This is a genomic window from Mycolicibacter senuensis (assembly GCF_002101885.1).
Classification (GTDB): domain Bacteria; phylum Actinomycetota; class Actinomycetes; order Mycobacteriales; family Mycobacteriaceae; genus Mycobacterium; species Mycobacterium senuense.
In genome coordinates this window covers 214,827-238,484 of record NZ_LQPS01000039.1, presented here as the reverse complement: position 1 = coordinate 238,484, position 23,658 = coordinate 214,827, and the positions used below count along the sequence as shown (strand labels likewise).

The window sequence follows — 23,658 nt, the reverse complement described above, 5'->3', positions numbered from 1 at the left end:
ACGCTACGCTCAGCCACATGGTGAATCCGCCGCCGCCCGGATACCCGGGCCCTGGCTTTCCCCCGCCCGGGTACGGCCCACCGCCGGGTTACGGCCCACCACCACCGGGCTATGGCCCAGCACCCGGCTACGGCCCACCACCCGGCTACGGCCCACCGCCGGGTTACGGCCCACCACCACCGGGCTATGGCCCACCACCCGGCTACGGCACACCGGGCTACGGGCCGCCACCACCGGGATATCCGCAGCCCGAACTCAAACCGGGCGTGATCCCGCTGCGCCCGCTCAGCCTGACCGACATCTACAACGGCGCGGTCGGCTACGTCCGGGCCAACCCGGCCGTGGTGCTCGGGCTGACCGCGATCGTCGTGGTGGCCACCCAGATCATCAGCGGGATCGCGCTGTTCGGCCTGCTGAAGGCGGTCGCGCCGGAGCATCGCGGGTCGACCGCCGGCGATATCTCCGGCGGTGACGTGGTGGCGTGGCTGGTCGCGTTCGCCGGCGCGGGACTCGTGACAGCGCTGGGCACCATCGTGCTCACCGGCATGCTGACCGCCGTCGTCGGACGTTCGGTGTTCGGCTCACCGATCACCGTCGGGGAAGCCTGGGCCATCGTCCGCACCCGCTTTGCGGCGCTGATCGGCCTGACCGCCCTGGTCGGCCTGGCAGCGGCGGTACTGTGCGGATTCGCCGTGTTCATCATCGTGATGGCCGGCGGAGCCGGAGGGCCCGGCGCCGCGGTGCTGGTCGGGCTGCCGCTGGCGCTGGCAGTGATCGCGGCGCTGGGTTACGGCTACGCCGTGCTGGTGTTCGCGCCGACGGTGATCGTGCTGGAACGCCAACCGGTGTTCGAGGCGATGCGCCGGTCGTTCACGCTGGTGCGCAACAGTTTCTGGCGGGTGCTGGGCATCCTGATCCTGACCGCGCTGATCGCTTCGCTGGTCAGCAGCGCGGTGGCGTTTCCGTTCAACATCATCGGGATGGCCGTCACCCACGGCGCCGACGCCTTGACCACGTCGGCGCAGCTGGACGTATTCTCCCGGATAGGCGCGACGATCGGCCAGATCATCGTGCTGCCCTTCACCGCCGGCGTGGCGGTGCTGCTGTACACCGATCGCCGCATCCGTTCCGAAGCGTTCGACCTGGTGCTGCGCACCGGCGTGCCGAGCGGGCCCCATGCCGCCGGGCCGGCCGACCAGCTGTGGCTGACCCGGCCGCCGGGGTGAGGATCGCCGGGTGCCCACCATCGACATCGACCGCGACGCCGCCCGGGAGGCCGCCGAACGCGAGCTGAGCAAACCGATCTATCCGCGGCCGTCGCCGAAGCAGCAGTTCATCGACTTCCTCGAGGAACTGGTTCAGCGGCTGATCCGCAAGGGCGCAGAGCTGCCGGGTGGGTGGTTCACCATCAGTGTGCTGCTGATCCTGCTCGCGGCGGCGGTGGTGGCCGCGGTCGCCGTCGGCCGGCGCATGCTGCGCGACGGCCGCGGCGACCAGAGATTGTTCGGCACCGTGCAGCGCAGCGCCGACGAACACCGCGCAACCGCGCAACACTGTGCGGCCGCAGGAGATTGGGCCGAGGCGATCCGGCACCGCCTGCGGGCGGTGGCACGCGAACTCGAGGAAACCGGGGTACTCCATGCCGCTGCGGGGCGCACCGCGACCGAACTGGCCCGCGACGCCGGCGCCGCACTGCCCGACCTGGCGGACGCCTTGGCGCGGGCCGCCGAGACGTTCAACGATGTCAGCTACGGCGAGTTGCCGGCCACCCCGGACGGCTACCGCCTCGTCGCCGACCTGGACGAGCAGGTTTGCGCCCTGACGCAGCGGCGGCAGTACCGGTGACGGCCATACGACGGAAAGGACTGTGGGTCGCGTTCGCCCTGACCGTGATCGTGGTCGTGTCGGCGGTCGGCGCCTATCTGGGCAGTCCCCGACCGGGCGGCCGGATGGACCCGGCCGCCACCAGCCCACAGGGCGCGCACGCCGTGGTGGCGCTGCTGCGCGACCACGGCGTCGAAGTGGTCATCGCCGGCACCCTCGACGACGTCACCCGCGCGGCCCGACCGGACACGCTGATGCTGGTCGCCGAGACCCAGCGCATCGTCGGCGACGACCACTTGCAGCGGCTGGCCCGCCTTCCCGGCGACCTGCTGCTGGTGGCGCCCGGCGCCCGGGCGCGCAAGGCCCTGGCACCCGGGATCCGGTCCGGCCCGGCCAGCCCGTTCACCCGCCGGCCCGCCTGCACCTTGCGCGAGGCCGAGCGGGCCGGGACCGTCGACCTCGGCGCCACCGCCACCTACGTCGCCTCGGACGACCTGTCAGTACGCAGCTGTTACAACGGCGCGCTGGTGCGTTACCGCAGCGACGACCGCACCGTCACGGTGATCGGCAGCCCGTCCTTCATGACCAACACCGATCTGGCCCGTGACGGCAACGCCGCGCTGGCGATGAACCTGGCCGGCGCGCGGGACCGCCTGATCTGGTATGCACCCCAACATATCGAAGGCGGAAAAGCCGGGAGTGCAACGATTCTCGGGCTGATCCCGAGCAACGTGAGCTGGCTGGTCTGGCAGCTGTGCGTCGCGCTGACGCTGGCCGCATTGTGGAAGGGACGCCGACTCGGTCCGCTGGTCGCCGAAACCCTGCCGGTCGTGGTGCGCGCCTCCGAGACCGTCGAGGGCCTCGGCCGGCTCTACCGGTCCCGCCGGGCCCGCGACCGGGCTGGCGCCGCGCTCCGCACCGCGACCCTGCGCCGGCTCGCCCCGCGACTGGGCCTGGGCCTGGGCCCTGCACCGGATCCCCCGGCACTGGTCGCCGCGGTGGCCCAGCGCACCGGAGCACCTCCGGACTGGTTGTGGCACTTGCTGTTCGGCCCGCACCCGGAAAACGACGACGCGCTGGTAGCTCTTGCCCGCGCACTCGACGACATCGAAAGGCAGGTCACCGAATCGTGACACAGACTCCCCCGCATCCCCCCGCCGGCCCGGCGGTGCGCGAGGCGCTGCTGGCGTTGCGCACCGAGGTCGCCAAGGTGGTGGTCGGCCAGGACGCCGTGGTCAGCGGCCTGGTGATCGCACTGCTGTGCCGCGGCCACGTGCTGCTCGAAGGCGTTCCCGGGGTGGCCAAGACGCTGCTGGTCCGGACGCTGAGCGCGGCGTTGCGGCTGGACTTCAAGCGGGTCCAGTTCACTCCGGACCTGATGCCCGGCGACATCACCGGCTCGCTGATCTATGACACTCACACCGCACAGTTCGCCTTTCGCCCTGGTCCCATCTTCACCAACTTGCTGCTGGCCGACGAGATCAACCGCACCCCGCCGAAAACCCAGGCGGCACTGCTGGAAGCGATGGAGGAGGGGCAGGTCAGTGTGGACGGGGCAGCCAAACCGCTACCCGAAATGTTCATGGTGGCGGCCACCGCCAACCCGATCGAGTACGAGGGCACCTACCGGTTGCCCGAGGCGCAGCTCGACCGTTTCCTGCTCAAGCTGACCGTCCCGCTGCCGGGGCGGGAGGCCGAGATCGACATCTTGTCCCGGCACGCTCGGGGATTCGACCCGCACGACCTGTCCGCGGTCGCTCCGGTGGCCGGCGCCGCGGATCTGGCGGCCGGCCGCGCCGCGGTGCGCCAGGTTCTGGTCGCCGACCAGGTGCTGGGATACATCGTCGACGTGGTCGCGGCGACCCGGCACTCGCCGGCGTTGCAGCTGGGCGTCTCGCCGCGCGGCGCGACCGCACTGCTGGCCACCTCGCGGTCGTGGGCGTGGCTGTCCGGGCGCAACTATGTGACACCCGACGACGTCAAGGCGATGGCCCCGGCGACACTGCGGCACCGGGTGGTGTTGCGCCCGGAGGCCGAACTCGAAGGCGCCAGCGCCGACGGCGTGCTCGACGGCATCCTGGCCTCGGTTCCGGTGCCGCGCTGGTGATCCTGACCGGTCGAGCCGCACTGATCGCACTGGTCTGCGCCCTGCCCGTCGCGCTGGCCCCCTGGCCGGCGACGGCGTTCACCGTGCTGCTGGCCGGGCTCGGCGCCGCGGTGGCACTCGACATCGCGCTGGCGACCGATCCGGCCAGGCTGGCGATCACCCGGAGCATGGACAGCGCCGCCCGGCTGGGCCAGTCGGTGGCGACCACTTTGTCGGTCGTCAACGACGGCCGCCGGTTCCGCGGGCAACTGCGCGACGCCTGGCCTCCCAGTGCGTGCGCCCACCCGCGCGCCCACCTGCTCGAGCTGCCGGCCGGGCAGGAGCGTCGGCTGCTCACCGAGCTGCGCCCGATTCGCCGGGGCGACCAGCACGCCGCGCGGGTCACGCTGCGCTCGGTCGGGCCACTGGGGCTGGCCGGCCGCCAGCGGTCCCGGCGGGTGCCGGGGCATGTGCGGGTGTTGCCGCCGTTTCTGTCCCGCAAGCACCTGCCGGCCCGGTTGGCGCGGCTGCGGGAGATCGACGGGAATCTGCCGGCGCTGGTCCGCGGCCAGGGCAGCGAGTTCGACTCGCTGCGCGAGTATGTCGCCGGCGACGATGTGCGTTCGATCGACTGGCGCGCGACCGCCCGGCGCTCCGAGGTGGTGGTGCGGACCTGGCGGCCGGAACGGGACCGGCGGGTCGTCATCGTGCTGGACACCGGCCGCACCGCGGCCGGCCGGATCGGGGTCGACCCGACCGCCCGCGACCCGGCGGGTTGGCCTCGGCTGGACTGGTCGATGGATGCCGCACTGTTGTTGGCGGCGTTGGCGTTACGCGCCGGCGACCATGTCGATCTGCTCGCCCACGACCAGGTGACCCGCGCCGGTGTGTTCGGCGCCGCCCGCAGCCGGCTGTTCGCCCAGCTTGTCGACGCGATGGCGCCGCTGCAACCGGCGTTGGTCGAATCCGATGCCGCGGCAATGGTTTCGGTCTTGGCCCGCCGCGCCCGCCGAGGCAACCTGGTGGTGTTGTTGACCGACCTCAACGCCTCCGCACTGGAGGAAGGGTTGTTTCCGGTGTTGCCGAAACTGGCCGCCGAATACCAGGTGATCCTGGCCGCGGTGGCCGATCCCCGAGTGGACCGGCTGGCCCGGGGCCGCACCGACGCGGCCGCGGTGTACGACGCGGGCGCCGCCGAACGTTCCCGCAACGACCGGCAGACGGTGGCGGCCACGTTACGCCGCAGCGGCGTGCAGGTCATCGACGCCGGGCCGAATGACCTGGCGCCGGCCCTGGCCGATGCCTATCTGGCGATGAAGGCCGCCGGACGGCTCTGATCCTCATTCGTCGGCGAGCAGTCGCGCAAACCCCCAAATTGCGCTCGAAAATGGGGCTTTCATGTCTGCTCGGCGGGAATCAGCCGGTGGGGACGACGTCGGGGGCGTCGACGATGTCGCCGGTCTCGTCGGCGGCTACGGCCTTGCGGCCGAAGTGCACCACGTAGGCCAGAAACGCCGCCTCGGCCAGCACCCCGACACCGACCCGCAGCCACGTCGGCAAGGGCGACGGCGTCACCATCGCCTCGAGCAACCCGGCCACCGCCAGCACCGCGACCAGCCCCACGGCGACCGCGACGACGGCACGGCCCTGCTCGGCGAGCACCTGTCCGCGGGGCCGGTCGCCCGGCGCGATCACCATCCAGCCCAGCCGCATACCGACCGCGCCGGCCAGGAACACCGCGGTCAGCTCCAGCAGGCCGTGCGGGGCCAGCAGGCCGAGCATGAAGCCGCCTTTGCCGGCGTCGAACATCAACCCGAGTGCCACACCGAGGTTGGCGGCGTTGGCCAGCAGCAGCGCCGGGATCGGCAACCCCAGTAGGACGGAGAACGCGATAGCGCGCGCGGCCACCCAGGAGTTGTTCACCCAGACCTTCAGCGCGAAGGCCCCGGCCGGGTGATCGCTGTAGTACGAGGCGAAGTCGTGGTTGACCAGTTGGTCGAGCTCGGCGGGGGCGCCGATCAGCGCCTGCACGTCCGGGTCGCCGGCCACCCAGGCCGCGATGACCACCGCGACGGCCAGGAAGGCCGCGGCCGTGCCCAGCCACCACCGCCAGGCCCGGTAGGCGACCACCGGAAACGACACCGTCCAGAACCGGACGAACTCCGAGGCCAGCGGGGCGTGCGCACCGGTGACGGCGGCACGCGAGCGCGCCACCAACCCGGAGAGCCGGCCGATGAGTGCCGAATCCGTCGACGATGAGCGCACCACCGACAGGTGGGTGGAGACCCGCTGGTAGAGCTCCACGAGCTCGTCGAGTTCGGCACCGTTGAGCCGGCGACGATGCTTCACCAGCGACTCCAGCCGATCCCAGGCCGGGCCATGGGTCAGCACGAAGGCGTCGACATCCACGCCGTCGAGCGTAGCGAGGACTGCGAGCACGGCGAAGCCGAGCGGGACAGGTCTCGCCATAGGTACAGCCCGGAGTTCCCCGCCGGCGCCGGATCGGCGGGTAGCGTCTGCGCTATGCCGAATCGCAGCCACGAGCTGGTGACCGGCGACGCCGTCGTTCTCGACATACCGATCGCGCAGCTGCCGGTGCGCGCGGTCAGCGCGCTGATCGACATCACCGTCGTCATGGTGGCCTACGTGTGTTCGATGGTGCTGTGGGCGATGACCCTCGGCCGCTTCGACGCCGCCCTGACCGCCGCGATCATGATCATCTTCGCGGTGGTGCTCCTGGTCGGTTATCCGGTCACCATCGAGACACTCACCCGGGGCCGGTCGCTGGGCAAGATGGCGATGGGATTGCGGGTGGTCTCCGACGACGGCGGCCCGGAACGCTTCCGGCAGGCGCTGTTTCGGGCGCTGGCCGGCGTGGTGGAGATCTGGGCGCTGACCGGCAGCCCGGCGGTGATCGCCAGCCTGCTGTCGGCGCGCGGGAAACGACTGGGCGATATCTTCGCCGGCACGATGGTGATCAGTGAACGCGGGCCGGCCGCGGTGCCGCCACCGCAGATGCCTCCCGGGCTGGCGTGGTGGGCGTCCAGCCTGCAACTCTCGGGGCTGCGATCCGAATCAGCCGAGTTGGCAAGGCAATTCCTCGGCCGCGCTGCACAACTCGACCCGCACACCAGGCAGATGATGGCCTACCGGATCTCCGGTGAGGTGCTCGCGCACATCTCGCCGCCACCGCCACCGGATGCCCCGCCGGAACTGGTGCTGGCGGCGGTGCTCGCCGAGCGCCATCAACGTGAGCTGGCCCGGCTCCAGGCCGGGCCACCCATCCCCTATTTCACCGCGGCTCCCGACTCATGGCCGCCGACGGGGCCGGGCGGGTTCGCGCCGCCGCGCTGACTCGATCAGAGTTGTTCGACGGTGAGCCCATCGCCTCGTAGATGGAGCGCGCCCGGGCGTCCCTGGTGGCCAGCGCAACACCATGCTCTCGAGCCGCCGACGCGACCAGCGCGTCATAGGCAGCGCCGCCCGTCACACCCCTGTCGGCAGACTCCCGATGGAAAGCCCCTAAGCGACTTGCCACCCGATAGGTTCCGATATATCGTTAGCGTATCGGAAGCGAGGAACGCTTCCGGTCCCCAGAGCACAAGAGGTGAGTTATGAATGTCCCCTTCGGTCCGCCCGACGGACCCTTCACGCACGACCCCGAGCAGTCCGGCGGATTCGGATTCGGCGCCACCCCGCATCAACGCCGAGCCGCCCACGCGGCGCGCCGGCACGCCCGGCGCGAGTTCCGCCGGCAACTGCGCGACGACGGCGCCGAGCGCTGCGGGCCGTTCGGCTTGCACCCTGGTCACGAGTCCGGCGGGCCGGGCTTAGGCGCGGGCTTCGGCCCCGACTTCCGGCACGGTTTCGGCCCGGGCTTCGGCCCCGGATTCGGCCCCGGCGGTCCCGGTTTCGGCTTCGGTCCGCCCGGGCGCCGCGGCCATCGGCGCGGCCACCGCGGCCGGCGCGGTGACGTGCGGCTCGCCATCCTGGCGCTGCTGGCCGAGGGCCCGATGCACGGCTACGAGATCATCCAGCAGATCGCCGAACGCAGCGAGCAACTGTGGCGCCCCAGCCCAGGTTCGGTGTACCCGACGCTGCAGATGCTGGTCGACGAGGGCCTGATCAGCGGCAGCGAAACCGACGGCAAGAAGCGACTTTTCGAGTTGACCGAGGACGGTCGCGCGGTCGCCGACGAGATCGAGACCCCACCGTGGGAGGAGATCGCCGACGGCGCCGACCCGGGGCAGCTTCGGCTGCGCACCGCGATCGGCCAGCTGTTCGGCGCGGTCGCACAGGCCAGCCAGGCCGCCACCGCCGAACAGCAGCAGCGCATCGTCGACATCGTCAACGGCGCCCGCAAGGAGGTCTACGGCATCCTCGGCGAAACCGACTGAGGCCAGAGGTCCGGCTCAACAGCGACGCAGGACCCGGTGCATTGCGGTCTTCTCGTTCGCGGAGACCCAGAGTCGGTAGTCGGTTTTGACGGTGACCTGACGGGCTACGAATTCGCATTCGAACGCGGCGTTCGCCGGCAGCCAGCCGGCGGCGTCGCGGAAAGCCTTGTCGAAGTTGGCCTGTGCGCTCACCGCCAGCAGATTGCGCGGGTCGTTGGCGAAGTCGCGACGCCGCGCGTCGTCCCAGGCGCGCGCACCCTTGTACCAGGCGTCCGCCAGCGAAACCAGATGGTCGACCTGCACGGCCTCGGATGTGCCGGGGCCCCGGACGAAGTGGATGGTCTGCCCGGAATACGGGTCGTGCAGGATGCCGCGCTGAACCAGGCAGGTGCCCCGGCGCAATTCGACCTGCGCCAGGTCACGGCGCAGGATATCGTCGCGGGTGTTGCAGCCGTTGCGGCCGAATTCGACATCGACGTCGTCGCTCCAACGCTCACCGAACCGGTAGCGCTTGAAGTCCTGCGCCCGATCCCAGCCTTTGACCGGCAACCCGTCGAGCATCCGGCGGGCGGCGTCGTAACCCGGGTTCAACGGCGCGGCGCTCGGCATGGATGGCGTCCAGGTCGGCGACGGCCCGGAAGAACGCGACGAGTCGTTGTGCTGCCACCAGGCCCACCCGATGACGGCTGCCACCACCAACACGACCACCGCACCGGGCAGCACCCGCCTGCGTGCGGCCATCGTCAGGGAAGTTCGACCCAGTCCAGCGTGCGCTGCACCGCCTTTCGCCATCCGGCATAGCCTTCGGCCCGCTGGTCGTCGGACCAGTTCGGGGTCCAACGTTTGTGCTCCTGCCAGTTGGCCCGCAGGTCCTCGGGGCTCTTCCAGAACCCCACCCCCAGCCCGGCCGCGTACGCCGCGCCCAGCGCGGTGGTCTCGGCGACCACCGGCTTGACCACGTCGACGCCGAGCACGTCGGCTTGGATCTGCATGCACAGGTCGTTGGCGGTGATCCCGCCGTCAACCTTCAAAACCCCCAGGTGCACACCGGAATCGGCTTCCATCGCCTCGGCCACGTCCCGGCTCTGATAACAGATCGCCTCCAGCGTCGCGCGGGCCAGGTGCGCGTTGGTGTTGAATCGCGACATCCCGACGATCGCGCCGCGGGCATCCGAACGCCAGTACGGCGCGAACAACCCGGAGAACGCCGGCACGAAGTACATGCCGCCGTTGTCGGTGACCTGGCGGGCCAACGATTCCACCTGGGTGGCGCCGCTGATGATGCCCAATTGGTCACGCAACCACTGCACCGCCGAGCCGGTGACCGCGATCGAACCTTCCAGAGCGTAGACCGGTTTGGCATCGCCGAACTGGTAGCAGACCGTGGTCAGCAGCCCGTTCTCCGAGCGGATGATCTGTTCACCGGTGTTGAGCAGCAGGAAGTTTCCGGTGCCGTAGGTGTTCTTGGCCTCCCCCGCCGACAGGCAGACCTGCCCCACCATCGCACTCTGCTGGTCGCCCAGGATGCCGGCGATCGGCACCTCGCCGCGCACCGGGCCGGTACTGACGGTGACCGCATGCCGTCGCCGCGACGACGACGGTGTGACGCGGGGCAGCATTTGGCGCGGGATCGAGAACAGCGCCAGCAGTTCGTCGTCCCAGTCCAGGGTCTCCAGGTTCATCAGCATGGTGCGGCTGGCGTTGGTGACATCGGTCAGGTGCACCCCGCCGCGCGGGCCGCCGGTCAGGTTCCACAGCACCCAGGTGTCACAGGTTCCGAACAAGGCGTCGCCGCGTTCGGCGTCGGCGCGCACGCCGTCGACGTTGTCCAGAATCCACTGCAGCTTGCCGCCGGAGAAATACGTGGCGGGCGGCAGGCCCGCCTTGCGCCGGATCAGCTCGCCGTGGCCGTCGCGCTCCAGAGCGGCCGCGATGTAGTCGGTCCGGGTGTCCTGCCAGACGATCGCGTTGTAGTACGGCTGACCGGTGTTCTTGTTCCACACCACCGTCGTCTCGCGCTGGTTGGCGATGCCCATCGCGGCCAGGTCGGAGGCTTGCAGCTTGGTGGTGTTGAGTGCGGAGACCAGCACCGCCGCGGTGTGGTTCCACAGCTCGAACGGATCGTGTTCCACCCAGCCGGCGCGCGGCAGGATCTGTTCGTGTTCGAGCTGGTGACGGCCGACCTCGGCGCCGTCATGGTCGAAGATGATGCAACGGGTGCTGGTGGTTCCCTGGTCGATCGACGCGACGAAATCGCCCAAGTCTGACTCCTGTCCACGTGCCCTGCCGGTCCGTCCGTCCATCATGGCGCAACCGGCCCGGATCGGGCGGCGCTACCCGGACACGGCTCGGCAACGACGCGGGTCCACAAAATTAGACACTCTTCACGAAGCCATCAGTCAGTATTTATTCGCACGATCGCATATTTCGAGGTGTCACCGGTAGATGTCGTATTGGTGAACAAACGGTGTCGGTCGACATCCCTCGAAGCCGTCTGACGCCCTCGTCGCCGTGGTCGGCGCGTGCAGGTCAAAACTGAATCGGAGGAGCAATGGACGTCGTTCTCGGTGTGGCGCTCGCGTCAAGCCCGCCTGCCACCATCCACACCGTGCTGGTGGGCGGTGACCACGGGGATGGCGTCATCCTGGAGACGCACAGCTTCGATCTGCCGACCGATCACACCACCGGATTCGCCGCGGTCGACGCGCTGATCGCCGCGATTCTGCAGGCGCGCCATGCCGCCGACACCGCGGGGTATCGCCTGGTTTCGACCGGGGTGACCGTGACGGATCCACTCGATGCCGCTGAACTGAGTTCGCGGCTGGCAGCCGGTGGCCTCGATGGGCTCAACGACATCGCCCTGATCTCGCCCGACCTGGCCGCCGCCAGCCTGGCCCGCAACCTGGGTCAGACCGTCGGTTGCGACCGGATGGGCCTGCTGTCGGTGGGGCCGTCCGACGCGACGCTCGCCGTGGTCGACTGCACCGACGGCTCCATCACCCGGGTCTTCCGTCAGTTCCTGGCCGACGGTGACCCCACCGCCGCCGTCGAGTCCGTCGCCGAGCAGCTCAACACCCCGGAGACCCGCCCCGACGGCCTGTTTCTGGTCTGCACCGAGACCGATGCGACCGCGATCAGGCCGCGACTGGAGGCCACGGTCGGACAGGAAGTGTGCGAGCCCGCCGAACCGCAGACGGCACTCGCCCGCGGCGCCGCGCTGGCCTCGACCCAGGTGACCACAGCTGTCGAGCACTCCACCTCGGCGCTGGCCTACACCCAGGAGTCCGACTCCGGTGTGATCCGCGCCGGCTACTACGACATCCCGGGCCGGGAAGCCGACGACCTGGCCTACAGTGCGGTTCCCGACGACGAGGACGAGACCGCCACCGAATTCCTTCCGCCCGTTAGCCAGCCGACCCGGCGTCCACTGCTGGTCGCCGGGACGGCATTGGCCTCCGCCACGTTCGCCGCGGCCTCGGCGCTGATGGTGTCGATGGCGCTGGACATCACCCCGAACCTGGTCGCATTGCGGCCGGAGATCGGACGGGTGCTGAGTTCGCCACTCACCCCGCCGAAGATGCAGGAACCGGCCTTGCAGCCCTATGTCGACCCGCCCGTGGCGATGAGTCAACCGGACGCGCTGCCGCTGCCTCCGCTGGACATGCCGCCGGCGGCACCGGTTTCGGTTCCTATTCCGCCGTCGCCCGCGGCACCCCCGGTGTTCGGTCCCGCTTTGCAGCCGCCGCCCGCCGCGGTACCCCTCGCAAGCCCGTTCACCTTCAACCCGGCCCCACTGCCGGTGCTGATGCCGATGCCGGTGCCGGTGCCGGTGCACCACTCGACGCCGTCGATCCGGCCGGTCGCCGCGGCGCTGCCCGATCTGTCGTTCCTGCTCGGGCTGCCGGCGAAGCTTCCCACCGCGCCCAGACCGCCCAGTGCGGTGCCTGAGCCGCCGCTGGAGATTCCGTCCCCGCCGGTGGTCAAGCCGGATCCACCGGACGTCAAGCCGTTGCCGCCGGTCGTTGTCACACCGTTGCCGCCGGTGGTCAAGCCCAATCCCCCGGTGGAGATTCCGACCCCTCCGGTGGTCAAGCCCAATCCGCCGGTGATCAAACCGATCCCGCCGGTGATCAAGCCCAATCCGCCGGTGCAGCTCCCGACCCCGCCGGTGGTCAAGCCCAACCCCCCGGTGGTCAAGCCCAATCCGCCGGTGATCAAACCGATCCCGCCGGTGGTCAAGCCCAACCCACCGGTGCAGCTACCCGACCCGCCGGTCATCAAACCGAACCCCCCGGTCCAGCTCCCCGAGGCGCCGATCAAGCTGCCCGACCCGCCGGCCGTCAACCCCGACCCGCCGTTCCAGTGGCCGGGTCTGCCGATCTCGCCACCGAAGTCGGCGCCGCCGGCCGGCCTGCCGCAATCGCCGGTGATGCCGTCGCTGCCGGCCCCCAAGGCGCCGGCCATGCCGGCATCGCCCGGTCTTCCGGCATTCAACCCGCCCGCCCTGCCGGGTCTGCCGGCGCCCAATTCGCCTGCGCTGCCGTCACTTCCGGCCCCCAAGGCACCCTCACTGCCGTCACTTCCGGCCCCCAAGGCGCCCTCACTGCCATCACTTCCGGCACCCAAGGCACCCTCACTGCCCTCACTTCCGGCACCCAAGGCACCCTCACTGCCATCACTTCCGGCACCCAAGGCGCCCTCACTGCCCTCACTTCCGGCACCCAAGGCACCGGCAATGCCGTCGCTGCCCAAGCTCGGGGGCGGCTCCGGCGGTGGGATCTTCGGCGGGAAGCCCGGCGGCGGGATCTTCGGGGGCAACCCGGGTGGCGGAATCTTCGGCGGCAAACCCGGTGGCGGCATCTTCGGCGGCGGCGGGGGCGGCGGATTGTTCGGCGGTGGCGGCGGCAGCGTGTTCGGCCGCTAGTGGATCGCGCCGGCCCCCTCGGTCAGGGGCCGGCGCGCCGAGTGACGGTTAGGGCTGCCACCAGGGCCGCAGCGGCAGGCCCCCGTCTTCACCCCGCTCGCCGACCTTGGTGGCCAGCACGTGATGCAGCTGAAACAGGTTGCGCTCGAAGCCCAGCACCGATGCCGCCATGTACAGGCCCCACACCTTGGCGCGGCCCAAACCCACCTCGTCGACGGCCTCGTCCCAGTGGTCGACCAGGTTCTGGCTCCAGCCGCGCAGCGTCTTGGCGTAGTGATGCCGGAAGTCCTCTTCGTGCACCACCTCGAAACCGGCCTGCTGGATCTCGGTGATCACTCGCCCCGCGCCGGTGATCTCCCCGTCGGGAAAGACGTAGCGGTCGGTGAAGGCGTCACCTTTGAACGTCGAGTTGTCCGGCAAGGTGATGCAGTGGTTGAGCAGCAGGCCACCGGTGCGCAGCTTCGACTTCAGGAAGCCGAAGTACGACGGATAGTTCTTCACCCCGATGTGCTCGGTGAGTCCGATCGAGGAGACGGCGTCGAAGCCGGTCCCGGGCACGTCGCGGTAGTCGCAGTGCCGCACTTCAGCGAGATCGGACAGGCCCTCCTCGGCGATCGCCCGCTGCGCCCAGTCGACCTGCTCGGCCGAGAGCGTGGCCCCGACTGCGCGCACCCCGCGACGGGCCGCGTAGCGCACCATGCCGCCCCAGCCGCAGCCGACGTCGAGCAGGCGATCGCCCGGCTTCAGTCGCAGCTTGTCGAAGATCAGCCGGTACTTGTTCTCCTGGGCTTCCTCCAGGGTCGCGTCGGGGCTCGGGTAGATCGCGCAGGTGTAGGTCATCGACGGGCCCAGCACCCATTCGTAGAACCGATTGGACACGTCGTAGTGGTGGTGGATGGCATCGGCGTCACGGGCCTTGGAATGCCGCAGGCCCGCCGCGGTGCGGCGCCACTTGGCCGGTGCTTCCTCCGGCGGCGGCGCGATCGGCTTGAAGTGCCGGAAACCGATCGACCGGATGATGTTCAGCAGCGCCTGCGGTGAGGGCTGCTTGAATTCCAGATCTGCCAACGCATTGAGAACCTCGTAGGGGTTTCCCGGGTGCACACCGCGCAGTTCCAGGTCACCTGCGATGTAGGACCGGGCTATGCCGAGTTGACCGAGCGAGGTGGCCAGGTAGGTGGTCGCGCGCGGATTGAGCAGATCCACGCCCAACGGGGCAACGTCGGGCCCGACGCTGCTGCCGTCGTAAGCGGTGATCTTGATCGGCGGCTGGCCCCCGCCGGCCAGCAGTACCAGAATCTCGGCCAGGCCCAGCCGGCCTTTGGTACCGCGAGCATGCTCTGTTGTCGATGTGGTCATCGTTTTCGATGTGGTCATAGTTGCACCGTCCAGCCGTCGTAGTCCCCCCGTTTACGGGCGGCGTTTCCGTCCATACCCACATCACGGGTGGCTCAATCGGGTAAACGGTGCTGGATCGGCAGCGGTTCAGCGTGCCGCGGTCACAGCCACCAATGCCTGGGCGAACGCAGCCAGATCCGCCTCGGTGGTGTCGACGTGCGGTGAGATCCGCAGCACCGGCGAGGTCAGTTCCAGCGGGGCGCGTTCGACGCCGGCCGCGGTGGTGACGATGCGGTGCTGGGCGAGCAACTCCGAGCGCACCGCCGCCGGGTCGGCACCGGTCACCGGCGCCAAGGTGGTGATCGCGCTGGGCTCCTCGACCGGCTCGACCACCTGCCAGCCCGGCACTTCGGCCAGCACCCGCCGGCTCAGCGCACCCACCTCGGCCAATCGGGCCCGGACCGTCGCCGGGCCGGCCGCCAGGTGCTCGGCAACCGCGACAGAAAAACCCAGCTGCGCAGCGACATTCACGTCACCGCCGGGAGGTCCGGGTCCCAGCCGCGCGGCCAGCTCGGGCCGTATCGCCAGCACCCCGACGCCGCGGGGGCCGGCCAGCCACTTGCGCGACGACGAATAGACGGCATAGTCAGCCGGGCCGCCGACCGCGCAGTCGATCTGGCCCAGCGCCTGGGCGGCGTCGACCACCAGCGGCACCCCCGCGTCAGTGCAGATCCGCGCCATGCCGGCCAGCGGCTGCACCAGTCCCCGGTGACTGCTGACCGGGGTCAGGTGCACCAGGTCCGGCGGGTCGGCGGCAAGCGTGGCCGCCGCCTCGTCCAGCACCAGCCGGCCGGTGCCATCGACCGGCAGCATCCGTCGGGTGAAGCCGTGGGCCGCCATGATCGCCAGATTGGGGCCGTATTCCCCGGGCAGGCAGGCCAGCGTGCGGCCGGCGGCCGGCCACCGCGACAGCAGCAGATCCAATGCGTGCCGGGAACCGGTGCTGAACTCGACGCCGGCGGCGGACATCCCGGTCAGTGCCGCCACAGCGGCCCGGCCGGCGTCGAGCGCCGGTGCAGCGGCCTCGGCGGCGACGTAGCCGCCGAGCTCGGCCTCGTGGCGGGCGTGGCGGGCGGCGGCGTCCATTGCGGCATGGCTCTGCCGTGAGCAGGCGGCGCTGTCCAGGTGCAGACCGGCGGCCGGCGGGCGGGCCGCCCGCCAGACCTCGGCAAAGCTCATCTGACGGCGAGCGACAGGCCGAAATCGCCCGCCGCGTCGGTCCACCACCGCCGGCGGTGCAGGCCGGCGGCGGCCAGCTCGGCGGCCACCTGCTCGGGCCGGAATTTGCAGGACACCTCGGTCAGCATCTCCTCGCCGGCCGCGAACTCGACGGCCAGGTCCAGCGCCGCGATCAGCACGCGCTGCCGGTGGCCGGACCGCAACCACATCTCGATGCGCTGCTCATCGGAGTTCCACCGCGCCACATGAGCGAACGCGTCCAGGTCGAAGTCCGCGCCGAGTTCCCGGTTGACCACGGCGAGCACGTTGCGGTTGAAGGCCGCCGTGACCCCGGCGGCGTCGTCGTAGGCACGCACCAGCCGCTCAGTGTCCTTGACCAGGTCGGTTCCCAGCAGCAACCCGTCGCCCTCGCGCATCACCGCGGCCAGGCCGGCCAGGAAGCCGGCGCGCGGACCCGCCGTCAGGTTGCCGATGGTGGAACCGAGGAACACGAACAACCGCCTGCCGCCCTCGGGGAGCTGCGCCAGATGGTGCTCGAAGTCGCCGCAGACGGCGTGCACCTGGATCCCGGGATAGTCGCGGGCGATGGCCTCCCCCGCCGTCTCCAAGACTCCGGCGTCGACGTCGAACGGGACGAATCGGCGCAGCGACCCGGTGGCCCGCAGCGCATCCAGCAGCATCCTGGTCTTCGCCGAGGTGCCGCTGCCCAGCTCGACCAGGGTGTCCGCCGCCGACAGCGACGCCACCTCCGCGGAGTGTTCGCGCAGGATCTCCGTCTCGGCGCGGGTCGGGTAGTACTCGGGCAACCGGGTGATCTGATCGAACAGTTCGCTGCCGGTGTCATCGTAGAACCATTTGGGCGGCAACGATTTCGGATGCTGCTGCAGGCCGAACCGGACATCGTCGCGCAGCGCGGTGCGCGCCGCGTCGGCCGCCAGATGGTTGGACAGTGAGACCGCCGCATCGAACCCCGTCATCGACTTCCTTCCAACGCGATGACACTGACCTCGCCGTCATGGGCGTCGACCAGGTGCCGATCAGGTATGTCCACCCAACGCGGGTCGTCGTCGTAGGGTTCACTGGCCAGCACCACACCGTCGGCGCTGTGCAGCATCGACAAGGTGTCGCCCCAGGTGGTGGCCAGCAGGCGGGAACCGTTGGCGGCCACGATGTTCAGCCGTGCCTGCGGATCGGCCGTGCCGGTCTCGACGATCACAGCGCCCAGCGACTCCACTCCGTGCTCGAAGATTGTCGCCGCGAGTATCGCGCTGTCGCAGACGGATTCGGTCCCCGCGCGGGTCGACAGCACCGCGCGGTTCACCACGCCGTTGTGCGACAGCAGCCAGTTGCCATCGGTGAACGGAGCGGTGGCGCTGACCTCGATCGGCATGCCGACCGTGGCCGAGCGCACCGCGGCTACCACACAATGACTCGACAACACCGGCGCCACCGACGCGAACGAGGTGTCGCTCCACAGCGGCGACGCACTGCGCCAGCGCCGCGGCTCGTCACTGCCGCTCACATCGAAGAACCCGGCGCCCCAACCGTCGGCGTTGAGCAGTCCGTGCTGTTGGCGGCGCGGCGCATAGGACTGCACCAGCAGACCGTACGGCGGTTCCAGCATCAGCTCGGCCAGCGAACGCGGCCTCCCCAGCCAGCCCAGATGGCGGCACATCAGACGTCCCAGGCCAATCGGACACCGGCGAAGATCTGCCGCCGGTACGGGTGATCCCAGTTGCGGAAGCTGGGCCGCAGGATCTCGGGCGCGACCGCCCACGACCCACCGCGCAGCACCCGGTAGTCGCCGCCGAAGAACGGTTCGGAATAGCGCCGGTAGATCATCGGCGTAAAGCCCGGCCACGGTTGCAACGGCGAGCTGGTCCACTCCCAGACATCGCCGAGCAGCTGTTCGGCCCCGTAGGCCGACGCGCCGTTCGGGTAGGCCCCGACCGGGGCCGGGCGCAGTGCCGCGCCGCCGAGGTTGGCCAGTTCGGCGGTCGCGTCGCCGTCGCCCCACGGGCGGCGGCGGCGGGCGCCTGCGCGCGGGTCCCACGCGCAGGCCTTCTCCCATTCGATCTCAGTGGGCAGCCGGGCGCCGGCCCAGGACGCGTAGGCCTGCGCCTCGAAGTAGCTGACGTGCTGCACCGGTTCGTCGTCGGGGAGGTCCTCGACGCGGCCGAACCGGGTCCGGCAGGTGTGATCGGAACTCCAGAACTGCGGTGCGGTCAGACCGGCCTGCATCCGGTGGTTCCAGCCGCGTTCGGTCCACCACCGCGGTTGCCGGTAGCCGCCGTCGTCGATGAACGCCCGCCATTCGGCGTTGGTCACCGGCACTCGGCCGATCCGGAAGGCTGCCACCTGCACGCGATGCGCCGGCCGCTCGTTGTCGAGCGCGAACGGTTCGGCGGTGGCATCGACGCCGAGCACGAATTCGCCGGCGGGCACCAGCACCGAGGTTCCGGCCAGCCCGGCCCGGCCGGCCGGTAGCTCGCGGCCCGCATTCAGCAGCGGTTCCCCGGTGCGCAGGTTCAGCGCCTGCATCATGGTCTCGTCGTGCTGGTGTTCGTGACTGACCACCATCCCGAACACGAAACCATCGGCACCGGCATCCCCGGAAACGTCCGGCCGCGCGGCCAGCTCGTCGAGCACTTTGGATCGTACTGTGGCGCAATACTTCCGGGCCTGCTCCGGGGAGAGCAGCGGCAAGTCGACGCGGCCGGCCCGCGGATGGGCGAAGGCGTCGTAGAGTCCCTCGACATCCGCCGGAAGCATGCCGGGCCGGTCCGGGTTACCGCGGCGCAGCAGCCACAGCTCCTCCTGCTGGCCGATATGGGCCAGATCCCACAGCAACGGGCTCATCAGCGGGTCGTACTGGCGACGCAGTTCGGCCTCGTCGAAATCGACGAGTGCCAGTGTGCGTTCCCGCGCCCGGGACAGGTCGCGGGCCAGCGTCTCGGCCCTGACGACGGCCTGAGTCTCGCGTTTGGTGACGGCCTCGGTCACGTCCGTCCTCCCGCCAGCCTGGCCACCATGGCGGTGACGCCGGTGCGAGCCACCTCGTCGGCGACGTCGTCGGCCGGGCAGCGGGCCCGTTCGACCATCTCGACCAACCGGTCCATCCCGGGACGCAACGCCGCCGGTGCCCGGTCGGCCACCAATCCCAGGCACTGCCGGGCGGCCGCGTGCAGCCGCGGGTCGGCCAGTCCGATCCGGGCGGCGACGTCCCAGGCGGTTGCGACGGGCGCGACGGCGTCGGCGGCTGCGCCGGCGGCGGCCGGGTCGTCGAGCAGGGTCGTCAAGGTGAAGACGATCGCCGGCCAGAGCGCGTCCCCGACGCTGTCGAGGTAGCGGATCTCCAGCCAGCCGCGGGGGCGCACCGGCGGGAACAACGTGGTCAGGTGGTAGTCGAGATCGGCAACGCCGGCGCGGCGGCCGCCCAGGCGCACCCGTCCGTCGGCCCAGTCGGCGAACGGCACGTAGCGGCTGACCGGGATGGCTTCGGGCGTCTGCACCAGCATCACAGGCGCCTTCAGGGCGTAGCGCGCCCAGTCGGCGGCCGGGTCGGTGCCGTCGAGCCCCAGGACCGGACCGCAGCGCATCGAGTCCAGCCGACTCCAGACCCGCTGCCGGGTGGAACGCCAGCCGGAGAATTCCCCGCTCAACAGCGGGGAATTGGCGGCGACCGCGACCATGGTCGGACCCAAGGCGTGCGCCAACCGCACCCGGTCGGCCCACCCGGACCGCGGGCCGGCATCCAGGTTGAGCTGGACCGACGCCGTCGACGTCATCATCGCCGCACCGGCCGAATCGGTGTGGCTGGCGGCGAAGAACTGCTCCATCGCGGCGTACCGCGCGCCGGGATTGACCCGGCTGGCTGGTCGCACCGGGTCGGCGCCCAGGGCCACCAACCCCAGCCCGGCGTCGGTGAAAGCCGTGGTCAGCACCGCCTGATCGGCCGCCATCGCCTCGATCGCGGCCGCCGCACCCATCAGCGGCGGGCTGGAGAGCTCCACCGCGCCGCCGGGTTCCACGGTGACCCTGCTGCCGCCGGGCAGCACCGGCAGGGACTGCAGCACATCGCCGATCTCGGCCCAGCCGGGGCGGCGCAGCGGATCGGCAGGGTCGAAGCAGTGGGCCTCGATCTCCAGGCCCACCCGGCCCAGCGGCGCATCGGTGAGGCAGCGCTCGACGATGTAGTCGGCGGCGTCGGCGGCACCGGACAGGGCCTCACCGGGGTATGCCTCATCGTCGCGGGACAGTCGTGTCGCCGCGGCGAGCGCCATATATCAACCCCTCCGCCCGTCGAACTTTTTCGACGTTACCGGAGTCATCCGACAACGTGACGGCCCGTTATTGCCCCAGCCTATTGCCCCAGCGAGTTCTGCATCGCTCCTGCCAGCACGTTCACCGCCGGTCCGGCGTTGCCGGATTGGCAGACCTTGGCCTGCAACAGCACGTTGGACCGCAACCGGGTCTGGTTGAAACAGCGCCGATCGGTGCCGGCCTCCTGCTTCACCCAGGCGGCGTCGGTCGCCGCGGCCGGCCCGCCGTCGAACGCCCACACCTGGGTGACGCCGTTGTCCAGGTGCATCCCGGTGGTGCGCCCCGAGCACCCCGCGGTGCGGTCGGTGACGCGGTGGAAGGCCCGGTCGGCGGCGGCTTCGGTGGCGAATACCCCCACCGCCTGCTTGACGAAATGGGTCTGGTCGTCGGCCGCGGTCTGGGTGACCGCGCTGTTGAAGGACGCCAGATCGGGATCGTTGTAGACCTCGGGCAGGCCGATGTCGGCCCAGTTGTTGCAGGCCGGATCGTCGACCCAGAACGCCTGGAACGGCTGGCCGGACGGCGCGTCCCACGTCATCGGGGCACCGACGATGTTGCCGACCGAGCCCTTGGGCAGCACCGCGTAGGACACCACACCGGGTTCCGAGGGCCGGGCCACCCCGGCCGGGGCGGTCCCGATCGCCAGGCACAGGCCCGCCACCACGAACGTCGCGGCGGCCCGCACGCTACACCTTCGCCGAGACGATGAACTCGGCGTTTCCGCGGGTGGCTCTCGAGTACGGGCACACCTCGTGGGCCTGGGCCATCAGGTCGTCGGCGATGGCCTGCGCCAGCCCGGGCAGATTCCCGATGATGGTGCCGGTCAGGGCGAACTCCTCGGTGGCGACATCCTTGCCCAGCGCGACCTGGACGGTGACGTCGGTGGCGTCGTCCAGGGCGACGGCGGACCGGCGCGCCACCAGCCGTAGCGCGCCCAGGAAACACGCCGCGTAGGCCGCGGAGAACAGCTCCTCGGGGTTGGTGCCCGCACCGTCGCCGCCCAACTCGCGGGGCGGGCGGGTGTCCAGGTCGATTCGGCCGGTCGCCGAGCGGACGTGGCCGTCTCGGCCACCGCCGGTCGCGGTCGACTCGGTGGCGAAAACGACTTTGATGCTCATGGCTCGATCATGCCAGGCCGGCGGTCCGCCGTCAGCCAAGGTTGGCCCGCACCCCGGCCTCCACCTCGCGCCCCAGATCCTCATCGACGTTGCGCCAGTACTCGAACACCCGGGACAGCACCGGCTCGCGAACGCCGGCGGAGGCATGGCCGATGATGTTGGCGGCCAACCGTTTCCGCTGCTCTTCGTCGAACACGTGACGGACCAGGGTGCCGGCCTGCCCGAAGTCGTCGTCATCGTCACGCAGCGTGTACGCCGCGCGCACCATGTCGCCGTCGGCATGCCACCGCACTTCGGCGGCGCGGGCCGGGTCGGCGACCGGGCCGCCGACCGAGTTCGGCGCGTACACCGGGTCGGTCGCGTTGCGGAACCGCATGGCGCCGTCCTTGGAGTAGGCGTGCACGTCGGTCTTCGGCGCGTTGACCGGCAACTGGTTGTAGTTGGTCCCGATCCGGGCCCGGTGGGCGTCGGCGTAGGAGAAGCCGCGGGCCAACAGCATCTTGTCCGGGCTCAGCCCGGTGCCGGGCACCGTGTTGCTCGGCTCGAAGGCCGCCTGCTCGATCTCGTTGTGATAGTCGCTGACGTTGCGATCCAGGGTGAAACGCCCGACGTCGATCAGCGGGTAGTCGGCATGCGGCCACACCTTGGTGAGATCGAACGGGTTGAGCCGGTAGGTCTTGGCGTCCTCGAACGGCATGATCTGCACCTTCACCGCCCAGCTGGGATGGTCGCCGCGTTCGATCGCATCGTAGAGATCCCGCTGGTGGTAGTCCGCGTCGGCGCCGGCGAGCCGCTCGCCGTCTTGCTGGCTGAGGTTCTCGACACCCTGGTCGCTGATGAAGTGGTACTTCACCCAGAAGATCTCACCGGCGGCGTTGCTCCAACTGTAGGTGTGGCTGCCGTAGCCGTTCATGTGCCGCCAGGATTTCGGCAGACCGCGGTCACCCATCAGGTAGGTGACCTGATGCGCCGATTCCGGGCTGAGCGTCCAGAAGTCCCACTGCATGTGGTGGTCACGCAGATTGCTTGCCACCAAACGTTTTTGGGAACGAATGAAGTGCTGGAACTTCATCGGGTCCCGGAAGAAGAAGACCGGGGTGTTGTTGCCGACGATGTCGAAGTTGCCCTCGGTGGTATAGAACTTGAGCGCGAAACCACGCACGTCACGCCAGGTGTCGGGGCTGCCGCGTTCGCCGGCGACCGTGGAGAACCGGGCCAGCATCTCGGTTTTGACCCCCGCCTGGAACACGGCCGCCCTGGTGTAGGCGCTGACGTCAGCAGTCACCTCGAGGTGCCCGAACGCCCCGCCCCCCTTGGCGTGCGGCTGACGTTCCGGGGTGCGCTCCCGGTTGAACATCGCCATCTGCTCGAGCAGATAGTGGTCCTGCAGCAGGATCGGGCCGTCCGGGCCGATCGTCAGCGCGTCGGTGTCGCTGGGCGCCGGGGCGCCGGCCTCGGTGGTGGTGTGGTGCTCGGCCATCGGTCAGGTCTCCTCTTTCGCTCAAAGGATTTCGGCTCAAAGGGGCCCGCGAGGTTGCGGTTTCCCGCGCAGCTCGCCATGCGAGGCGTAGGAAACCGCACACTCAGCGGGTCTGCTGGGAACTACCGGTGCGGCGGTGCCGCCGGCGGCGGTCCCGGCGGCGGACCGAGCGGTCCACCCGGCGGGTTACCCGGGCCGGCGGGGCGGAACCCCGGCCAGCCCGGTTCCTTGCCGTGGTCGGCGGGCCCGGAACCGGGGCCCATGGGCGGACCGTGGTGCATCATGCAATGCCCGTGATGGTGTCCGCCCCAACCGCCGTTGCTGAGGTAGCTGCCGGCGCAGAAGATCACCGCGGCGATGAACACGGTCCCGGCGACGATCACCACCCACGCTGCGGCCTGGTACAGCCGGTTCGGTTTGGCCGCCGGTGCTGCCGGTGGCGGCGGTGGCGGCGGCTTCGGTGCAGGTGTTTCGGTCATATCGCCCAATCATGCCTGACAACGACGCCAGCCGCCGCCCTTCGGGAGGGGCGGCGGCTGGTTGATCGTGGCCGGGGCTTACCGGCCCGGCGGCGGCGGTGGCGCGGGCCGCGAGACCGACGGCGGAACCTCGCCGGGACCCGCGGTTTCCGGACCCGTCGGCGGCCCCATCCGGCCCGGGCCGTGGTGGGGGCCCTGCCGGGGACCGTCGTGGAAGCCCTTGTGGAACATCGCGCCGTGATGCGGCCCGTGGTGGCAGTGATGCCCGCGCGGGCCGCCCTTACTGGCCCACACCCCGGCGAAGAAGATCGACGAGACGATGAAGACCACCCCGGCGACGATGGCCACCCAGGCGGCGAGCCGATAGACCCAGTACGGCTTCGGCTCGACGGGCCCGGGCGGTGTGGCCGGGGGTGTCGTGGTTTCGGGTGTTTCGCTCATGGTTGACAT

22 protein-coding genes and 1 pseudogene are annotated in these 23,658 nt (G+C 70.4%); 8 read left to right on the top strand and 15 right to left on the bottom strand.

Translation table 11 applies throughout. The features are described from left to right. Positions 1-20: 20 nt before the first annotated feature. Genes AWC24_RS13335 through AWC24_RS13315 form a run of 5 tightly spaced genes read left to right on the top strand, consistent with a single transcriptional unit; the run spans position 21 to position 5,247 of the window. Complete coding sequence (locus AWC24_RS13335) at positions 21-1,226, top strand: DUF7847 domain-containing protein (RefSeq protein WP_109560466.1); 1,206 nt, start codon at positions 21-23, stop codon at positions 1,224-1,226. Between the two features lie 10 nt (positions 1,227-1,236). Then, positions 1,237-1,845 carry a DUF4129 domain-containing protein gene (locus AWC24_RS13330; protein WP_085085588.1) on the top strand — a complete coding sequence of 203 codons (609 nt, stop codon included), beginning with the start codon at positions 1,237-1,239 and terminating at the stop codon, positions 1,843-1,845. Then, entirely contained in the window at positions 1,842-2,957 is a 1,116-nt protein-coding gene (locus AWC24_RS13325) for a DUF4350 domain-containing protein (RefSeq protein WP_085085586.1), read from the top strand. The genes AWC24_RS13330 and AWC24_RS13325 overlap by 4 nt, the downstream gene beginning before the upstream one ends. Then, positions 2,954-3,931: an AAA family ATPase gene (locus AWC24_RS13320; protein WP_085085584.1), complete on the top strand. Its 978-nt coding sequence runs from the start codon at positions 2,954-2,956 to the stop codon at positions 3,929-3,931. The genes AWC24_RS13325 and AWC24_RS13320 overlap by 4 nt, the downstream gene beginning before the upstream one ends. Further along, positions 3,928-5,247, top strand: a complete 1,320-nt coding sequence (locus AWC24_RS13315) for a DUF58 domain-containing protein (RefSeq protein ID WP_085085582.1) — start codon at positions 3,928-3,930, stop codon at positions 5,245-5,247. Before AWC24_RS13320 ends, AWC24_RS13315 begins: the two co-directional genes overlap by 4 nt. A gap of 79 nt (positions 5,248-5,326) precedes the next feature. Here the strand turns inward: AWC24_RS13315 and AWC24_RS13310 are convergent, their stop codons facing one another. Next, positions 5,327-6,319: a stage II sporulation protein M gene (locus AWC24_RS13310; protein WP_085085580.1), complete on the bottom strand. Its 993-nt coding sequence runs from the start codon at positions 6,317-6,319 to the stop codon at positions 5,327-5,329. Positions 6,320-6,433: 114 nt separating this feature from the next. Between AWC24_RS13310 and AWC24_RS13305 the strand changes: the two genes are divergently transcribed. Continuing rightward, positions 6,434-7,264 carry an RDD family protein gene (locus tag AWC24_RS13305; RefSeq protein WP_085085578.1) on the top strand — a complete coding sequence of 277 codons (831 nt, stop codon included), beginning with the start codon at positions 6,434-6,436 and terminating at the stop codon, positions 7,262-7,264. On the opposite strand, the pseudogene AWC24_RS23105 reads toward AWC24_RS13305, so the two are convergent. Beyond that, positions 7,203-7,400, bottom strand: a pseudogene (locus AWC24_RS23105) (hypothetical protein); the annotation flags it as partial. The gene AWC24_RS13305 and the pseudogene AWC24_RS23105 sit on opposite strands and share 62 nt — an antisense overlap. 124 nt (positions 7,401-7,524) lie before the next feature. Between AWC24_RS23105 and AWC24_RS13295 the strand changes: the two are divergent. Then, a complete protein-coding gene (locus AWC24_RS13295) occupies positions 7,525-8,307 on the top strand; it encodes a PadR family transcriptional regulator (RefSeq protein WP_085085576.1) in 783 nt (260 codons plus the stop codon). A gap of 15 nt (positions 8,308-8,322) precedes the next feature. On the opposite strand, the gene AWC24_RS13290 is transcribed toward AWC24_RS13295, so the two are convergent. Both AWC24_RS13290 and glpK read right to left on the bottom strand, forming a co-directional pair. Further along, the gene (locus AWC24_RS13290) at positions 8,323-9,048 is read right to left on the bottom strand and encodes an HNH endonuclease family protein (RefSeq protein WP_234807365.1); all 726 of its coding nucleotides are present in this window, start codon (positions 9,046-9,048) and stop codon (positions 8,323-8,325) included. A 2-nt stretch (positions 9,049-9,050) separates the two neighbouring features. Next, positions 9,051-10,610, bottom strand: coding sequence for a glycerol kinase GlpK (gene glpK / locus AWC24_RS13285; protein WP_163705549.1), 1,560 nt, complete (start codon positions 10,608-10,610; stop codon positions 9,051-9,053). Between the two features lie 248 nt (positions 10,611-10,858). Here glpK and AWC24_RS13280 point away from each other — a divergent pair, with 248 nt between their 5' ends. Further along, positions 10,859-13,231, top strand: a complete 2,373-nt coding sequence (locus AWC24_RS13280; RefSeq protein ID WP_085085571.1) for a DUF7159 family protein — start codon at positions 10,859-10,861, stop codon at positions 13,229-13,231. Positions 13,232-13,279: 48 nt separating this feature from the next. Here the strand turns inward: AWC24_RS13280 and AWC24_RS13275 are convergent, their stop codons facing one another. The 11 genes from AWC24_RS13275 to AWC24_RS13225 all read right to left on the bottom strand — a co-directional run bounded on the left by AWC24_RS13275 (position 13,280) and on the right by AWC24_RS13225 (position 23,649). Next, entirely contained in the window at positions 13,280-14,608 is a 1,329-nt protein-coding gene (locus tag AWC24_RS13275; RefSeq protein WP_085085569.1) for a class I SAM-dependent methyltransferase, read from the bottom strand. Positions 14,609-14,716: 108 nt separating this feature from the next. Continuing rightward, positions 14,717-15,808 (bottom strand): ergothioneine biosynthesis PLP-dependent enzyme EgtE, encoded by a 1,092-nt coding sequence (egtE, locus tag AWC24_RS13270; protein WP_085085567.1) that lies wholly within the window; start codon positions 15,806-15,808, stop codon positions 14,717-14,719. Then, positions 15,805-16,785 (bottom strand): L-histidine N(alpha)-methyltransferase, encoded by a 981-nt coding sequence (gene egtD, locus AWC24_RS13265; protein ID WP_085085565.1) that lies wholly within the window; start codon positions 16,783-16,785, stop codon positions 15,805-15,807. Before egtD ends, egtE begins: the two co-directional genes overlap by 4 nt. After that, the gene (gene egtC, locus AWC24_RS13260; RefSeq protein WP_085085563.1) at positions 16,782-17,483 is read right to left on the bottom strand and encodes an ergothioneine biosynthesis protein EgtC; all 702 of its coding nucleotides are present in this window, start codon (positions 17,481-17,483) and stop codon (positions 16,782-16,784) included. Before egtC ends, egtD begins: the two co-directional genes overlap by 4 nt. Then, complete coding sequence (gene egtB / locus AWC24_RS13255; protein WP_085085561.1) at positions 17,483-18,811, bottom strand: ergothioneine biosynthesis protein EgtB; 1,329 nt, start codon at positions 18,809-18,811, stop codon at positions 17,483-17,485. The genes egtC and egtB overlap by 1 nt, the downstream gene beginning before the upstream one ends. Then, complete coding sequence (egtA, locus tag AWC24_RS13250; RefSeq protein ID WP_085085559.1) at positions 18,808-20,091, bottom strand: ergothioneine biosynthesis glutamate--cysteine ligase EgtA; 1,284 nt, start codon at positions 20,089-20,091, stop codon at positions 18,808-18,810. Before egtA ends, egtB begins: the two co-directional genes overlap by 4 nt. An 80-nt stretch (positions 20,092-20,171) precedes the next feature. After that, positions 20,172-20,816, bottom strand: coding sequence for a sensor domain-containing protein (locus tag AWC24_RS13245; protein WP_085085557.1), 645 nt, complete (start codon positions 20,814-20,816; stop codon positions 20,172-20,174). Between the two features lies 1 nt (position 20,817). Then, positions 20,818-21,249 carry an Ohr family peroxiredoxin gene (locus AWC24_RS13240; RefSeq protein ID WP_085085555.1) on the bottom strand — a complete coding sequence of 144 codons (432 nt, stop codon included), beginning with the start codon at positions 21,247-21,249 and terminating at the stop codon, positions 20,818-20,820. A 31-nt stretch (positions 21,250-21,280) separates the two neighbouring features. Further along, positions 21,281-22,729 (bottom strand): catalase, encoded by a 1,449-nt coding sequence (locus AWC24_RS13235; protein WP_085085553.1) that lies wholly within the window; start codon positions 22,727-22,729, stop codon positions 21,281-21,283. A 122-nt stretch (positions 22,730-22,851) separates the two neighbouring features. Beyond that, positions 22,852-23,208 (bottom strand): hypothetical protein, encoded by a 357-nt coding sequence (locus AWC24_RS21860; RefSeq protein ID WP_109560441.1) that lies wholly within the window; start codon positions 23,206-23,208, stop codon positions 22,852-22,854. Between the two features lie 78 nt (positions 23,209-23,286). Further along, the gene (locus AWC24_RS13225; protein WP_085085549.1) at positions 23,287-23,649 is read right to left on the bottom strand and encodes a hypothetical protein; all 363 of its coding nucleotides are present in this window, start codon (positions 23,647-23,649) and stop codon (positions 23,287-23,289) included. Positions 23,650-23,658 lie beyond the last annotated feature (9 nt).

Excerpts from the sequence above, each read along its gene's own strand:
- AWC24_RS13290 (WP_234807365.1), bottom strand. The coding sequence starts at position 9,048 with ATGGCCGCACGCAGGCGGGTGCTGCCCGGTGCGGTGGTCGTGTTGGTG.
- AWC24_RS13275 (WP_085085569.1), bottom strand. The coding sequence starts at position 14,608 with ATGACCACATCGAAAACGATGACCACATCGACAACAGAGCATGCTCGC.
- AWC24_RS13305 (WP_085085578.1), top strand. The coding sequence starts at position 6,434 with ATGCCGAATCGCAGCCACGAGCTGGTGACCGGCGACGCCGTCGTTCTC.
- AWC24_RS13280 (WP_085085571.1), top strand. The coding sequence starts at position 10,859 with ATGGACGTCGTTCTCGGTGTGGCGCTCGCGTCAAGCCCGCCTGCCACC.
- AWC24_RS13225 (WP_085085549.1), bottom strand. The coding sequence starts at position 23,649 with ATGAGCGAAACACCCGAAACCACGACACCCCCGGCCACACCGCCCGGG.
- egtE (WP_085085567.1), bottom strand. The coding sequence starts at position 15,808 with ATGAGCTTTGCCGAGGTCTGGCGGGCGGCCCGCCCGCCGGCCGCCGGT.
- AWC24_RS13295 (WP_085085576.1), top strand. The coding sequence starts at position 7,525 with ATGAATGTCCCCTTCGGTCCGCCCGACGGACCCTTCACGCACGACCCC.
- glpK (WP_163705549.1), bottom strand. The coding sequence starts at position 10,610 with ATGGACGGACGGACCGGCAGGGCACGTGGACAGGAGTCAGACTTGGGC.
- AWC24_RS13235 (WP_085085553.1), bottom strand. The coding sequence starts at position 22,729 with ATGGCCGAGCACCACACCACCACCGAGGCCGGCGCCCCGGCGCCCAGC.
- egtC (WP_085085563.1), bottom strand. The coding sequence starts at position 17,483 with ATGTGCCGCCATCTGGGCTGGCTGGGGAGGCCGCGTTCGCTGGCCGAG.
- egtA (WP_085085559.1), bottom strand. The coding sequence starts at position 20,091 with ATGGCGCTCGCCGCGGCGACACGACTGTCCCGCGACGATGAGGCATAC.
- egtD (WP_085085565.1), bottom strand. The coding sequence starts at position 16,785 with ATGACGGGGTTCGATGCGGCGGTCTCACTGTCCAACCATCTGGCGGCC.
- AWC24_RS13240 (WP_085085555.1), bottom strand. The coding sequence starts at position 21,249 with ATGAGCATCAAAGTCGTTTTCGCCACCGAGTCGACCGCGACCGGCGGT.
- AWC24_RS21860 (WP_109560441.1), bottom strand. The coding sequence starts at position 23,208 with ATGACCGAAACACCTGCACCGAAGCCGCCGCCACCGCCGCCACCGGCA.